General features: G+C 57.3%; 9 protein-coding genes. 7 read left to right on the top strand and 2 right to left on the bottom strand.

Going from position 1 to position 14,791, the window contains the following annotated elements; all coding sequences use genetic code 11:
- Positions 1–33: 33 nt before the first annotated feature.
- Entirely contained in the window at positions 34–1,071 is a 1,038-nt protein-coding gene (gene rpoS / locus H1S06_RS10490) for an RNA polymerase sigma factor RpoS (protein WP_181739915.1), read from the top strand.
- Positions 1,072–1,098: 27 nt separating this feature from the next.
- Here the strand turns inward: rpoS and fdxA are convergent, their stop codons facing one another.
- Both fdxA and mutS read right to left on the bottom strand, forming a co-directional pair.
- A complete protein-coding gene (fdxA, locus tag H1S06_RS10485; protein ID WP_181739913.1) occupies positions 1,099–1,422 on the bottom strand; it encodes a ferredoxin FdxA in 324 nt (107 codons plus the stop codon).
- A 60-nt stretch (positions 1,423–1,482) separates the two neighbouring features.
- Positions 1,483–4,101, bottom strand: a complete 2,619-nt coding sequence (mutS, locus tag H1S06_RS10480; protein WP_220183850.1) for a DNA mismatch repair protein MutS — start codon at positions 4,099–4,101, stop codon at positions 1,483–1,485.
- Between the two features lie 415 nt (positions 4,102–4,516).
- Between mutS and H1S06_RS10475 the strand changes: the two genes are divergently transcribed.
- The 6 genes from H1S06_RS10475 (at position 4,517) to H1S06_RS10450 (ending at position 14,736) form a co-directional block, all read left to right on the top strand.
- A complete protein-coding gene (locus H1S06_RS10475; RefSeq protein WP_181739911.1) occupies positions 4,517–5,323 on the top strand; it encodes a response regulator transcription factor in 807 nt (268 codons plus the stop codon).
- 115 nt (positions 5,324–5,438) lie between these two features.
- Positions 5,439–7,565 carry a hybrid sensor histidine kinase/response regulator gene (locus tag H1S06_RS10470; protein WP_181739910.1) on the top strand — a complete coding sequence of 709 codons (2,127 nt, stop codon included), beginning with the start codon at positions 5,439–5,441 and terminating at the stop codon, positions 7,563–7,565.
- Complete coding sequence (locus H1S06_RS10465) at positions 7,562–9,526, top strand: sensor histidine kinase (protein WP_181739909.1); 1,965 nt, start codon at positions 7,562–7,564, stop codon at positions 9,524–9,526. Before H1S06_RS10470 ends, H1S06_RS10465 begins: the two co-directional genes overlap by 4 nt.
- A gap of 220 nt (positions 9,527–9,746) precedes the next feature.
- Complete coding sequence (locus H1S06_RS10460; RefSeq protein ID WP_181739908.1) at positions 9,747–11,174, top strand: TolC family outer membrane protein; 1,428 nt, start codon at positions 9,747–9,749, stop codon at positions 11,172–11,174.
- 2 nt (positions 11,175–11,176) lie between these two features.
- Positions 11,177–13,318, top strand: coding sequence for a type I secretion system permease/ATPase (locus H1S06_RS10455; RefSeq protein ID WP_255483010.1), 2,142 nt, complete (start codon positions 11,177–11,179; stop codon positions 13,316–13,318).
- Positions 13,315–14,736: an HlyD family type I secretion periplasmic adaptor subunit gene (locus H1S06_RS10450; protein ID WP_181739907.1), complete on the top strand. Its 1,422-nt coding sequence runs from the start codon at positions 13,315–13,317 to the stop codon at positions 14,734–14,736. Before H1S06_RS10455 ends, H1S06_RS10450 begins: the two co-directional genes overlap by 4 nt.
- Positions 14,737–14,791 lie beyond the last annotated feature (55 nt).

The raw sequence follows: 14,791 nt of genomic DNA, 5'->3' as shown, positions 1-14,791 counted from the left end.
CGGTGGCCCTCCCGCAATCTGGGGGTGAAGACAATGGCAATCACAGGAAACGAGATCCGTTACTCTGCACACAGTCGCCAAAACGAACTGGATGACGAACGCGACCTGGCTGCCATGGATGACGACCGGGATGACGCAGCAGACAGCACGGATGACGACGAGACATCCGAACTGCCTGAATTTATCGACAGTGGCCGTGGGCGTGGTTCCATGGCGCACAAGGATCTGGTGAATGCGCGTTCGCTGGATGCAACCCAGTTATATCTGAATGAAATCGGCTTTTCGCCGTTGTTGACGGCGGAAGAAGAGGTGTATTTCTCCCGCCTGGCACTGAAGGGTGATGAAGCCGCCCGCAAACGCATGATCGAAAGCAATTTGCGCCTGGTGGTCAAAATTGCACGTCGATATATCAATCGAGGCCTCACTCTGCTGGACCTGATCGAGGAAGGGAACCTGGGGCTGATCCGTGCCGTGGAAAAATTCGATCCCGAACGCGGTTTCCGCTTCTCGACCTACGCAACCTGGTGGATTCGGCAGACCATTGAGCGGGCGATCATGAATCAGACCCGCACCATCCGGTTGCCGATCCATGTGGTCAAGGAGTTGAACGTGTATCTGCGGGCAGCACGTGAGCTGGCGCAGAAGCTGGATCATGAGCCAACAGCGGAGGAAATCGCTGAACTGGTCGACAAGCCGGTGGCCAGTGTTCAGCGCATGCTGGGTCTCAACGAACGGGTCAGCTCGGTGGACGTACCGGCCGGACAGGGGGCTGACAAGCCGCTGCTGGAAACCATTGCGGACCAGGAGACGGGCGACCCGGAAACGCTGCTGCAAAGCAACAATATCAGCGGCAACCTGAATCGCTGGCTGGAAATGCTGCCCGAGAAACATGCCGATGTGCTGTCGCGTCGTTTCGGTTTGCGCGGGTACGAGATGAGTACGCTAGAGCAGGTCGGGCAGGAGATCGGCCTGACCCGCGAGCGGGTGCGTCAAATACAGGTGGAGGCACTGCGCAAGTTGCGCGAGATCGTTGAGAAAAACGGTCTGACGGGCGAGGACCTGCTGCAGTAACAGGCCCCGCCTTCGACGGCAGCCGGATCAGCGTTCCAGATACTGGAGCTTGTCCGGCACGCCGTCCCATTTTTCCGCATCGGGCAAGGGTTCCTTGCGTTCGCTAATGTTGGGCCAGAGTTCGGCCAGTTCGGCATTCAGCTGGTAGAACCGGTCCTGTTCCGGACTGAGGTCGTCTTCGTGCAGAATGGCTTCGGCCGGGCATTCGGGCTCACACAGGCCGCAGTCGATACACTCGTCCGGGTGAATCACCAGAAAATTAGGCCCTTCGTAAAAACAGTCCACCGGGCAGACTTCGACGCAGTCGGTGTACTTGCAGCGGATGCAGTTGTCAGTGACGATGTAGGTCATCGCTCAGCCCCCCCATTGGCTTGGTTCCGAGTGCAGTATAGTGCCCCGCGGGCATTTTGATCAGACATTCAGCAGTGCCTTGAGTGCGTACAGCTGGTCCAGAGCCTGACGAGGTGTCAGTTCATCGGGGTCCAGTTCCTGCAATTGGCGTTCTGCCGCCGAGGGCTGATGGCTGACAAAAAGGTCGGCCTGCATCGGCTCTTCATTAACAGCAGTCGAGACTGGCGCCGGGTTACGGGTCACGACATCACCCTGGTCACGACTGTCCTGCTCCAGTACTACCAGTTTGTCCCGGGCATTGCGAATGACATCCGCCGGAATACCGGCCAGCTGGGCGACCTGAAGACCATAGCTCTGACTGGCCGGCCCATCCTGCACTTCGTGCATGAAAACAATATGATCGTTATGTTCCACCGCCGTCAGGTGTACGTTGGCCACGCCGCTCTCTCGCTCGGGCAGGTGGGTCAGTTCGAAGTAATGGGTCGCGAACAGGGTGAAGGCCTTGACGTCTCGGGCCAGAAATTCGGCACAGGACCAGGCCAGCGACAGGCCGTCAAAGGTACTGGTGCCGCGTCCCACCTCATCCATGAGTACCAGACTGCGGCTGCTGGCATTGTGCAGAATGTTGGCGGTTTCGGTCATTTCCACCATGAAGGTTGAGCGCCCTCCGGCCAGATCGTCGGATGAGCCCATACGGGTGAAAATACGATCGACAATGCCGATGGTAGCCGCCTCGGCCGGTACATAGCTGCCGATGTGCGCCAGTAGCGTAATCAGCGCAGCCTGGCGCATGTAGGTTGATTTACCACCCATGTTGGGGCCAGTGATGATCAGCATGTGCCGGTCGCGGTCCAGCGCCAGGTCGTTGGCGACAAAAGGGGATTCCATTACATGCTCAACCACGGGGTGGCGGCCGCGCTGGATATTCAGGCAGGGTTCGTCAACCAGTTGGGGGCGTTGATAATCCAGTGTTAATGCGCGTTCGGCCAGGGTGTTGAGAACGTCCAGCTCGGCCAAGGCGGCGGCGCACTCCTGCAGTGCCAGCAGCTGGGCAGCCAGCAGTTCCAGCAGTGCATCATAGAGCTGCTTTTCGCGGGCCAGAGCCTTGCTTTTGGCGCTGAGGGCCTTGTCTTCGAACGATTTGAGTTCGGGAGTTATGAAGCGTTCGGCATTTTTCAGGGTTTGCCGACGAATATACTCGGGCGGCATGTCTACGGCCTGGGCCTTGCTGACTTCAATGTAGTAACCGTGTACCCGGTTATATCCGACCTTGAGGGTGGCAATATCGGTACGGGCTCGCTCCCGTGCTTCCAGTTGCAGCAGGAAATCACCGGCATTTTCACTCAACCCTCTCAGCTCATCCAGCTCGGCGTCGTAACCGCCCGCAATAACGCCGCCATCGCGGATGACAACCGGTGGCGCATCAATGATGGCGCGGCTCAGCAGGTCGGCCTGTTCGGGAAAGGTTGTGATACTGGTTGCCAGCGCCCCGATACGGGGGGAATCGTTGCGTTGCAGCAGCTGCTGCAGGGCGGGCAGGGAGACCAGAGCATTGCGTAAACGTTCGAGGTCTCGGGGGCGTGCGGATCTCAATGCGATACGGGACAGGATACGTTCCATGTCCCCAATAAGCTTGAGCTGTTCGGCAATGTTGTCACTGCAGTCCGGAGTGAGTAGCCAGCGAATCGCATCCTGCCGTGCTTCCAGCGTGGAACGGTCACGTAGAGGACGGTGCAGCCAGCGCCGCAACAGGCGGCTTCCCATGGGAGTGCGACACTTATCCAGCACGGAAGCCAGAGTGTTGCTGCGTCCACCGGACAGATTCAGATCCAGCTCCAGGTTGCGTCGAGTGGATGCGTCCAGGATCACGGCTTCGTCGTGCTGCTCGACCTGCAGGCGACGAATGTGGGGCAAAGCGCTGCGCTGAGTGTCTCTTGCGTATTGCAGCAGGCAACCAGCTGCACAGATAGCCAGGCTCAAGTGCTCGCAGCCGAAGCCGCTCAAATCATGGGTGTTGAACTGTTCACACAGCAGACGCTCGGCGGTATCGGACTCGAACTCCCAGGGTGGGCGGGCATGGCTGCCGGGGCGCTTGCGAATGCTGTCGTGCAGGGCAGCCTCATCGGGGTACAGCAGCTCTGCAGGGCGCAAACGTTCCAGCTCCGCCTGCAGGGCGTTTTCGTCATCAACTTCGAACAGGCTGAAACGGCCCGAACTGATGTCGATCAGGGCCAGTCCGTACCGTTCACCCTGTTGTGCGATGCCCATCAGCAGGTTGTCCTGATGCTCGTCCAGCAGAGCTTCATCGCTGAGAGTGCCGGGCGTGACAATACGCACCACTTCGCGGGCGACAGGCCCCTTACTGGTAGCAGGGTCCCCGACCTGTTCGCAGATCACCACGGACTCCCCTGACTTGACGATGCGGGCAATATAGCCTTCCGCCGAGTGGTAGGGGATGCCAGCCATGGGGATAGGGTCGCCCGCCGATTTCCCGCGTGCGGTCAGGGATATGTCCAGCAGGGTGGCCGCTTTTTTTGCATCATCGTAGAACAGTTCGTAGAAGTCCCCCATACGGTAAAAAAGCAACTGGTCCGGGTGTTGGGCCTTGATGCGGAGATACTGCTGCATCATCGGCGTATGCATGCTCTCAGAGGGGGTTTTCTGCTTGCTTTTCTTCATCATAACTCATTGAAATAAAAGTAAACTTTTGAGTAAGCGTGTCTGTCAGTCACTCCGGGCAGCCCAACTGCCGTTTCGGGTTCCACGGCAGGAGTGGAGCAATGCCTGTGGCGGGAAGCGCTGGATGTGTTTGCCGAGAAAGCGAGACTCTCGAGCCAACAGGAAGGTCTTGTCATGACAGCGTCTCAGGGTAACAAACCGCTCCCTGCAAAAACAGTTGCCACGCAAATGGAACCGGTGAAATTCCATCCGGCTGGGAATGTGTTGTCGGCTGGCTGTTTTGAGCGGGTTGCTTGGGGGGTATCGTGAAGCAAAAAGTCCCCCTATCAGGTATCATTTTCCCTATGCACAATGATTGAGTGGCTATTGGAACTCGCGTTTGGAATGTGCTGTTCAACCTTATGGGTCGGGGCTGATGGAAATACTCAACGGAAAACGAGTTCTTGTCATTGATGATGTAGAGGCAGAACGCCTGCTGATTACCACCTATCTGCAACATCAGGGGTGTCGGGTGTACCATGCGCTGGATGGACTGGATGGGATCCACAAGGCTCGCTTGATTGTGCCGGATCTGGTGCTGATGGATGTTGATATGCCGCGATGTGACGGCTATTCAGCCTGTAAACTGCTGAATAACGACCCTGTTACTGCCGGTATTCCGGTGATATTCCTGTCTGCCTTTTCCGCTCCGAAGCAGCGTATTCAGGGGCTGCTGGCGGGTGGAGTCGATTTTATCGGCAAGCCCTTCGACTTTGACGAGGTGAGTCTGCGATTACAGGTACATTTGCGTTATCGGCAGCGCTCGGACGAACCGGGCGACGCTGCAATGACGGACGCCGTGGGCGGAGCAGAGGAAGTGCTCGTGCGCTCCGGCGAGGCGCATTTGAGCCATGTACTCTTCCATAGTGCCCGCATACATTTGTTGAGTAACCTGGACGAGGCGCCTAGCGTTCAGGATTTGGCACGTTTGGTCGGGACGAACGCCAAGCGTTTGAACACTGCCTTTAAAGAGTGTGCCGGGGCTACGGTATATGAATACCTGCGTGAAGAGCGGATGAAAGAAGCCTGGCAATTGCTGCGCAATACCGACACGTCGATCAATGACATTGCCGCTCAGGTCGGTTTTAGTAATGGTGCGAATTTCTCGACGGCTTTCCGCGAGCGATTTGGCTTGGCGCCGTCGAAATTCAGGTTGTCAGGACAGGGTTGCCCGATTGAATAATGGTGGCTGGCTGGCATCACTGTCGGGCAGGGGAAAGCCGGTAGTCTTCTTGTTGTGCTTGCTGTTCACTGCACCGGCAGGGGCTATTGATCATCTGAACCCAATGGCGGGGGAGATGGTTTATCTGCTTGCGCTGGCTGCTATTGTCACTGTGCTGGTGGTGCTATTGGCGCAGTTCGACGTGCGTTATGCATTGGTGGGCGCGTGGATGCTGGTGCTTTTCTGCTTGCTGGCGGAGTGGGGCGGCAATCTGTCCGCACTGTTGTTCGGCGCACGTGACGGGCCACCCAGAGACCTCTTTTATCTTGTTTTGCTGTTGGAAAAGCCGTTGTTCATCATACTGTCGACGGTATTGCTGGGGCTGAACCGACACCGTTTTTTTCGCCGCGTATCGGGTTTTGCCGTATCAGCCTTGTTGTTGACACCTCTGCTGATGCCTTTTATCAGTGATGACCATGTGCGTACGGCCGGATTGCTCCTGAGTGGCTTTTATATGGTGGTTTGGATTCTGCTGTTGCCGGTTGCGTCCGAATCGCAAGATCGTTGGCAGCGCTCGTTATTCGGACTGCTGATAGCCGGTTGGCTGACCACGCAGATCGTGACGGCGAAGCTGACGGTTGAGCGGCCTGATTCTACCGCGTTGATAGCCACGGCGGCCGTTGCCTATGCCGTGATCGTGCTGGGGCTGTTGCTGGTTTGCAGTCATCAGCGCCGCAGTTACGCCCGTTACCTGAAACAACGGCTGCGCCAAAAGGATCAGCAGGAACGTGAGTATCTGGAACGTATCGTTGCCGAACGTACGGACGAGTTGAGTCGGGCCTTAAGAGCGGCTCAGGTTGCCGATGCCGAGAAAAGCAACTTTCTCAGTCGGGTGTCGCATGATCTCAAGTCTCCGCTGACCTCCATCATGGGCTATGCTCAGCACCTGCGGGCCGAGCCGGACAAGGTTGGTGAAACGGGGTTGGCCATCTACAACAGTGCTCGGCATATGTTGAACATGGTGACTCGGTTGATTGACCATGCACGAGATGTTACGACCATTGAGCAAATCACCGGTGAAATCTACTTGCACGCTTTTCTCAACAGCCTGGAATATGAAGCCAGGATACTGGCGTATAAAAAGGGCAATCGTTTCACTATGACGATTGGAGAACTGGCGTGCTTGACCATTCGCAGTGACGAAACCTTTCTGCGGGAAATTCTTGTGAATCTGGTCGACAGTGGCTGTCGGCATACCCGTAATGGCGAGATTGACATGCAGGTCAGCAGTCACTTTGATCCGGCGACAGGGACGCTCTGGCTGACATGTGTGGTGACGGATAGCGGCAAGGGGTTGTCGCCCGAGGAGCTGTCGATCCTGACGGGACACTCGGTGTCGGTCGGTCTGCTGGAAGAGGCAGAGCCGGGGCTGTTTATCGTACATGACCTGGTCGGTAAGCTGGGGGGCAGGATTCGGTTACAGAATGAAAGCGGGATGGGCACTCGTGTGCAGATATCCTTGCCGGTGCACGTCGGAGAGGAGCAGGAGGATGCGGCATTGCTCAATATGCCCGAGCACATGCTGCCGGTATTTGATGCACAGGGGTATATGGCCTGGGTGGTGGACGATGCGGAAGCGATTCGTACGCTGATGGCACTGGAACTGGAGTCGCTCGGTTCTGAGGTACGTACATTCGCCTGTGCAGAAACAGCCATTGCGGCTCTATCCGAAACCGACAGGTTGCCGGATTTGGTGCTGACCGATTATTGCCTGCCGGGTCGCGACGGTGATGCAGTGTTGCAGGCCATGCGCACGGAAGGCACCTATATTCCGGTCATACTGCTGTCTGCGACCTGGGGGTTGCAGGCAGAGCAGAATCAACCGGGTGAAAAAGGCTACGATGCTTGCCTGGGTAAGCCCGTTGATCTGGTACGGCTGCGGCGTGTGATTGCGCGTGTGTTGTCACTGTCACTTGAAACGGTGCTGGGTAGCGGGCGTGATCGTCACTGTCCGGCCTGTAAGCAGCGCTATGACTTGAGTGCAGAAACCCTCGAAAAGATACATGCCTGGATTGAGCAGGGAGCCGTGACGGATCTGGTTGAATGGTGTGACGAAGTGCAGCGGGAGTTGCCGGAGTATATCGATTTGGCTCGGCAGATGCGCCGCCCGGCTGAAAGTGGCAATTTCGTGGAACTTCAGACATTGCTGGATACATGGGCTGGCGAGCATGCAGTATGCCAAGTGACGAGTACGGGTCTTTGAAGTTCTTGTCTCGGATCGGGTTGGCCTGTCTGTGGCTGCTGGTGGCGATGGTTGCCAGGGGAGAATCGTCGCAGGACTGGCCGGTGATCGAGTTGTCCGCAGTATCAAGTGATCATAACCTCGCGCTGGCCATGCAGGGGATGGAACCGGGGGCGAGCTGGGTGTCCGTACGGCAGCACCCTGAGTTGTTGGAAGCGCCTCGTCAGGCCTCTACGCTATGGTTGCGTGCTCGGCTGTCCAACTCGGGTGCGGAGCCGATAGAGTGTTGGCTGGAGTTTTTCCCTTGGAGTCTGCAGGCAATTAAGGTTTGGCAGCGTGACCCGCTGACCGGTGCGCAAATAGAACACCACAGTGTCGGTTTGGATACGCCTGTTTCGGTGCGTGATATCGCCAGAGTGAGGGCGCTGGTACCGGTATCGATTCCGGTCGGGCAACAGGTGGATTTTCTGGTTCAAATCGATTCCAGCAGTCGTCCTTTCCTGAAACTTACAAGCTGGGAGCCGGAACATTTTGAGCAGCAGGAACTGCAGCGCTATCGACTCCATTCGGTCTCTCTGGTCGTTATCCTGACGTTATTCGTGCTATTGCTGGCGCAACGTGATTTCAAGTACCTGCTGGTTGGCATCTGGATGCTGGCGCTGTTTGTGTGCGAATCGGAGAAAGAAGGCTATATCACCGCCCTGGTGTTAGGTGGGGCAACAGAGTATGCCGCCGAGTTGCGCTTTATCAGCAGCGCGGTAATCAAGGCACTGTTTATCGTTTTGTCGGTGTATATCCTCGGTTTGCATACGCACAGGGTGTGGCGTTGGGCACCGCCGGCTGTATTGGCGCTGACGTTGCTGTACTCGGTGTTGACCTTTGTGTTGGACACGGTCATATCCCTTTCGCTCTTGACAGGTCTCAGCTGCTTGCTGCTTGCTGTTTGGCCGTTTATGGTGCCGACAGCGCTGAAATATCATCAGCCCCGGCAAAAAACCTTATTGGCATTATTGGGGGGCGTGTGGGTCTGTCTCAGTGCTTTCTTCGTCATGTATTTTTTTGCGATTCGCTATACCGCCGAATTCGATATGCTGCGTATCGGGGTGGGTGCAGCAATCGTGCTTGGACTGCTGCTGACCTATGCACGGCATAAAAACGAACATGATTTCGTTTTGGAAAGACAGTTGCATGAGCGAGAGCACCAGGCTCGGCTTCGCCTTGAAGCCGTAGCGGCCGGGCGCACCCGTGCATTGCATGAAGCCTTGGTGGCGGCGCACAAGGCAGACGAAGCTAAAACGGCCTTTTTGGGGCGTGTGACGCATGATCTCAAGTCGCCGCTGAGCGCGATTTTTGGGTATGCTCGACTGCTGGAAGGGCAGTCAGAAACCGTTGCGCATAAGGGGCGGATTATCGACGATAGTGCTCGGCATATGCTGGTGGTTGTCGATCGTTTGATCAACTATGCCCAGGGTATCCGGGACATTGAGTGTCAGCCGTGTCCAGTTCACCTCCCCGCCTTTTTTGCCAGTCTGGAACATGTGGTCAGCATTCAGTTTTCCGACAAGTTGTTGGACTTCAGTGTGCGTCTGCAGCCGGAGGCAGAGTGTACGGTGATGGGCGATGCAACCCTGCTGCGGGAAGTGCTGTTCAACTTGTTGGAGAATGCATGTAAATACACGGAAGCCGGGAGCGTCAGACTGGACGTCGAGTTGCGAGAAACGTCGGTTCGGGATGGCGCCATTTTGGATATGACGGTCAGTGATACCGGCCATGGCATTAGTCTGCACGAGCAAAGCAGAGTGTTTGAGCCCTTTCACCGTGCGGCAAGTGAGCACAATATTCCAGGTTCGGGGCTGGGGCTGGCCATTGTCAAAGAGCTGGTGCACAAGATGGCCGGTGATATTTCACTGTATAGTAAGCTGGATGAGGGAACACGTATTACAGTTTTATTGCCGGTTAGAATTCTGCTTGGCAATGGTTGAATCAATCGTTTGAATTAATTGTTCGTTCCAGCAAAGCTTTGTGCCCTTCTGGCACAGGTTATCGCCCCCGCGTCCCCTTACAATACTGTTTTCTATTTCACACACAGCTCAGTGATCGGCCCTTATTCCGCCTGCCGTCCATTTCGTCCAGCAGGGTCAGTGTCGATTCGCTGAAGACTCCTCTATACATGCTGTTTGGCCTGACAAGGAGAGGCGAATTATGGACGCGGTAAAAGTTTGTTTGAAACCGGCACGACTGGCTCAATCAATAGCTACAGGGCTGGTTCTGCTGTTTGGTACACAAGCGAGTGCTGAAAGCCTGCAGTCGGTTGTGGCCGAAGCACTCGATAGCAACCCCGAAGTGCGTTTTGAGGCCGAGGCACTGAACGTGCTGCAGGCGGAAAAACGGAAAGAACGGGGCGGTTATCTGCCCAGCGTTGATCTGGATGTTTCGGTGGGCCAGGCGCGACGCGACTTTGACAAGCGTGGCTCTTATGACCGCAACTACGCGGAACTCTCAATCACGCAGATGCTGTTCGACGGTTTCAAAGTGCAGGGACGTGTAGATGAAGCCGAACATCAGATGCGCGAGCAGTATTATCGTTTGCGCGGTGAAGCCGAAGACAAAACACTGGAAGTCGCTCAGGCCTACCTGGATGTGAAACGCTATCGTTATCTGGCCGGCCTGGCGCAGGCGAATGTGGACAACCATGTTCGTGTGCGCAAGCAGGTGCATGAGCGTACCGAACGTGGTGTGGGCAATCGGGCCGACCTGTACCAGGCCGAAGGCCGTCTGGCGCTGGCACGTTCCAATCTGCGCACTGAATTGAGCAACCTGCAGAGTGTTACGGCGCGCTTCCAGCGTCTGGTAGGACGTGCACCGGGTGAATCCCTGCAGGCGGTACCGGAACTGGATGCGGGCATGCCGACCGCGCTGGAGCCTGTGCTGAACAGCGCTTTCGCCAACAATCCTTCCATCCATGCCGCCTTTGCCAATATTGATGCGGCTCGCTCGGCGCTGACAGTGGCTGAATCCACCAACTACCCCACGCTGGAGCTGGGTCTGAGTCATGGTATGTATCAGAACAACAACGGTTTTGATAATCGTACCGATCCGGATAGCTACGGCGATGAAAGCCTGGTAGAGCTGCGCATGCGATATAACATCTTCAATGGTGGCAGTGATCGTGCGACTCAGCGTGCTGCGCATCATCGTATTGGCCAGGCCGAAAGCATGCGAGATAAGGCCTGCGTTGATCTGCGTCAGACCGCTACCATTGCCTGGGCCGAGCAGGGCAACCTCAAGCAGAAACTGACATTGCTGCAGCAACACAAGGAATCCTCTTCCAATGTCGTGGAAGCCTATCGTCAGCAGTACGACATCGGGCGTCGCTCACTACTGGACGTGCTGGACTCCGAAAACGAAGCCTTTCAGGCCGAGCGCAGCTATGTTCAGGGTCAGTATGACCTGATGCTGACTCGCCTGCAGGTGCTCAACAGCATGGGCAGTCTGCTGGATACGTTGGATATGGCACCGGCCATGGCTGATATCACTGATATCGTACCGGAAGGGCAGGATGCACAGGATCTGCCTGTACAGTACTGCGCAGCGGTTTCCGATGCGCTGGTTCAGCTTGACGTGCGCTAATCATGACCGCCGGCATCGCCATGCATGACGACTCTCTGTGCCAGTGCCTTCAGTGGCTGGCACAGGCCAGTGGCAATCGCCGCACACGAGCGGCCCTGACAGAAGGGCTGCCGTTGCGGGGTGGGCAGTTGACACCGTCGCTGCTGCCGAGGGCTGCAGAGCGTGCCGGCATGCGCGCACGTCTGGTGCGCCAGCCGCTGGCGCGCCTGAATGGCCGCTGGCTACCCTGCATCCTGTTGCTGCAAGGCAATCGGGCCTGTGTGCTTGAGTATCTGGATTCGTCTACCGGCGAGGCACGGGTTCGTGTGCCCGAGCTGGGCATGGAGGTGCAAACCCTGACATGGGACGAATTGCAAGACGATTACGCGGGAGTGGTCGCCTATTGCCGACCGTTGCTGCAGCTGGGTGAGGTGGCAGCGGAAGAGGCGGCCAGTTCCGATAGCGGGCACTGGTTCTGGTCGGTCATCCGTGGCAATCGGCGTATCTATCGCGATGTTTTACTGGCGTCGCTGTGCGTCAACCTGTTCGCGCTGGCGCTGCCACTGTTTGTGATGAATGTTTATGACCGGGTCGTACCCAATCAGACAACCTCAACGCTGTGGGTATTGGCAGCAGGGGTTGGCATCGTGATTGTGGCCGACCTTGTCCTGCGCATGTTGCGTGGCTGGTTTATCGAGCTGGCCGCGGGGCGTGCCGATAACCGGCTGTCCGCACGGTTGATGGAACGGGTGCTGGGCATGCGCCTGGAGCATATGCCCACTTCCATCGGTGCCCTGGCGGGTAGTATTCAGGGGTTTGAAAGTGTGCGTGCTTTCTGTGGCAGCATGGTGGTGACGGCGCTGATTGACTTGCCGTTCTTCCTTCTGTTTCTCCTGATTATTTTGATTATTGCTCCCTTGATGGCGGTGCCCGTCGTCGTGGGGGCTCTGTTGCTGCTGTTGTATGCCCTGTCGGTACAGCAGCAGATGCGTCGCCTGGCGGATGTATCCGGGCAGGCGTCGGCACAGCGTACGGCGGGAGTGATTGAAAGCCTGAGCTGTTTGCCGTTGTTGAAAAGTCTCAATGCGACTGGCCGCATGCAGCGGCAATGGGAGCAGGCGACCCGCTTTCTGTCCGGAACCGGAAGCCGGCAGAGGCTGCTGGGTACCTCGGTCAGCATGGGCGCGGCCTGGGTGCAGCAGACTGTAGCGGTAAGCATGATCATCATTGGCGTGTATCTGGTAATAGATGGCCAGATGAGCCAGGGGGCGCTGATTGCGGCTTATATGCTCAGCTCCAGAGCGATGGCGCCGGTGTCACAGACGGCGGCGCTGCTGACCCAGTACCATCAGGCGGCTTCGGCGTTGAATATGCTGGATGAAGTGATGGAAACCCCGCAGGAGAGGAGTCCGGGGCAGCAATCGATCAGCCATGAAGGGCTGCGCGGTGAAATCGAATTCAGCAATGTGAGCTTTACCTACCCCGGTGAGGAGCGGGCGGCACTGAACGGTATTTCCCTGCGTATCAAGGCCGGTGAAAAGATCGGCATTATTGGTGCCGCCGGCTCCGGTAAAAGTACATTGGAAAAGCTGATTCTGGGCCTGTATCGCCCGACTCAGGGCAGCGTGCTGTTGGATGGCCTGAATCAGACCCAGCTGGACCCGGCTGAAGTGCGTCGCAGTATCGGTTACCTGCCGCAGGATCTGCAACTGATCAATGGCAGCGTATACGACAATGTCACCCTGGGCATGGATGATGTGGAGCCGCACCAGCTGCAGCAGGCGGTGCGCGTATCCGGTCTGGATACACTGATCGGACCCGAAGCGGATGGCTGGTCCCGTCAGGTTGGCGAGCAGGGACTGTCACTGTCCGGCGGGCAGCGACAAACACTGGCACTGGCGCGAGCGGTGTTGATGGATGCCCCCGTGCTGTTGCTGGACGAACCTGCCAGCGCAATGGATAGCATGATGGAACAGCATATCTGCCGGCAGCTCAAGGAGCATTGTCAGGACAAGACACTGTTGCTGATCACTCACCGCACCAGCCTGCTGCAGCTGGTCGATCGACTGGTGGTGATGGACAAGGGGAAGATTTTGGCAGACGGTCCCAAGCAGACCGTGCTTGATGCCTTGGCTCAGGGGCGTGTGAAGAGGGCGGCAGCATGAGCGAGCGCCGTCACGCGGAAGAAAAGGGCTTTGCCGGGCTGGAGCGGCTGGCCGCTCCGGGGCAGCGCTCCGGACGGATAGCAGGAGCGCTGATGCGTCCCTTGCTGAGCCGCCTGCCGCAGGACGCGCATGATTGGAGCAAGGAAGCGGAGTTCAGCATTGTTGAATCCAGAGAGCCGGGCGCGCGTGGTTTGTTGTACACCATTCTGATTGCCTTTGTCCTGTTGCTGGTCTGGTCGGCGATGGCCTCTATTGAAGAGGTGACGCGCGGGGAAGGCAAGGTGATTCCTGCACGGCAGCTGCAGATCGTACAGTCGCCGGATGGTGGCGTGGTGCGTGAGCTGCACGTGAGTGAAGGGGATAAGGTAGAAGCCGGTGACTTGCTGGTGAAAATCGACCCGACCCGCTTTGTGGCCAATTTTCAGGAAACCGAGGTGCGCATCTTTGCCCTGCAGGCAAAGGTCGAGCGTCTTAATGCGTTGCTGAATGACGAACACTGGCAACCGGAGCAGGGAGCAACGCCGGAACAACGGGCTGTCCTGCAACGTGAAAAGGCTTTCTTTGCCGAGAGCCTGAGTGAATATCAGCAGGGACAGGCTGTTGCCGGTGAGCAGCTTAGTCAGCAGCAACGCGGCTTGCAGGAAGCGCAGGCCAAGGTACGAGCCGCACGGCAGGAAGTACGCCTGTCGGGTCAGGAGCTGCGAGTGACGCGTCCCCTGCTGGAGTCCGGGGCAGTGTCCGAAGTGGATCTGCTGCGACTGGAACGCGACTTGGCTGCTGCATCAGGTGAATTGCGACGGGCCGAAGCTGAAACCGAACGTCAGCGCGCCGCTGTGGAAGAGGCGGAAGCGCGTATTGGTGAAACGCGCCATGCTGCACGTAACCGCTGGCGCACGGAGTTGAGTGATGCGTCTGCCGAGCTGAGTGGCCTAAAGGAAGGTGCCGTTGCCCTGGCGGACAGAGTCAAGGCTGCCGAGTTGCGGGCACCGGTCAGTGGAACCGTGCAGCGTGTGTTGTATAACACAACCGGTGGCGTAATCGGACAGGGTGATGCCGTGGTCGAAATCGTACCGGCGGATGATCGCCTGCTGGTCGAAGCCAAAATTGCGCCACGAGACATTGCCTTTCTGCGACCGGGCCTGCCTGCCACGATCAAATTGCATGCCTACGACTTTTCCATCTATGGCGGCATTCCTGCGGAGGTGCAGCACATCAGTGCCGACACCATCACGGACAAACGAGACAATACCTACTATCTGGTACGGGCCATTACCAATGAAAGGGCTCTGTCGGATGCGCTGGAAGTCATGCCGGGCATGACAGCACAGCTGGATATTATTACCGGAGAGCGCAGTGTGCTCTCTTACCTGCTTAAACCCATTTTACGTGCCAAAGCCAATGCTCTGGGTGAACGCTGACCGGAAGGAACCGGCTGATACCCGTTCAAGGCATACACAACAGTAAAGAGGCGGA

Origin of the sequence: Marinobacterium marinum, assembly GCF_013868415.1 — a bacterium.
In the GTDB taxonomy this organism is placed as follows: domain Bacteria; phylum Pseudomonadota; class Gammaproteobacteria; order Pseudomonadales; family Balneatricaceae; genus Marinobacterium; species Marinobacterium marinum.
Note: the sequence above shows the minus strand (reverse complement) of the source record. Positions and strands in the feature narration are given on the sequence as shown.

Coding starts and splice junctions, on each gene's coding strand:
- H1S06_RS10450 (WP_181739907.1), top strand. CDS start 13,315: ATGAGCGAGCGCCGTCACGCGGAAGAAAAGGGCTTTGCCGGGCTGGAG.
- fdxA (WP_181739913.1), bottom strand. CDS start 1,422: ATGACCTACATCGTCACTGACAACTGCATCCGCTGCAAGTACACCGAC.
- H1S06_RS10470 (WP_181739910.1), top strand. CDS start 5,439: ATGGTTTATCTGCTTGCGCTGGCTGCTATTGTCACTGTGCTGGTGGTG.
- H1S06_RS10475 (WP_181739911.1), top strand. CDS start 4,517: ATGGAAATACTCAACGGAAAACGAGTTCTTGTCATTGATGATGTAGAG.
- mutS (WP_220183850.1), bottom strand. CDS start 4,101: ATGAAGAAAAGCAAGCAGAAAACCCCCTCTGAGAGCATGCATACGCCG.
- rpoS (WP_181739915.1), top strand. CDS start 34: ATGGCAATCACAGGAAACGAGATCCGTTACTCTGCACACAGTCGCCAA.
- H1S06_RS10455 (WP_255483010.1), top strand. CDS start 11,177: ATGACCGCCGGCATCGCCATGCATGACGACTCTCTGTGCCAGTGCCTT.
- H1S06_RS10460 (WP_181739908.1), top strand. CDS start 9,747: ATGGACGCGGTAAAAGTTTGTTTGAAACCGGCACGACTGGCTCAATCA.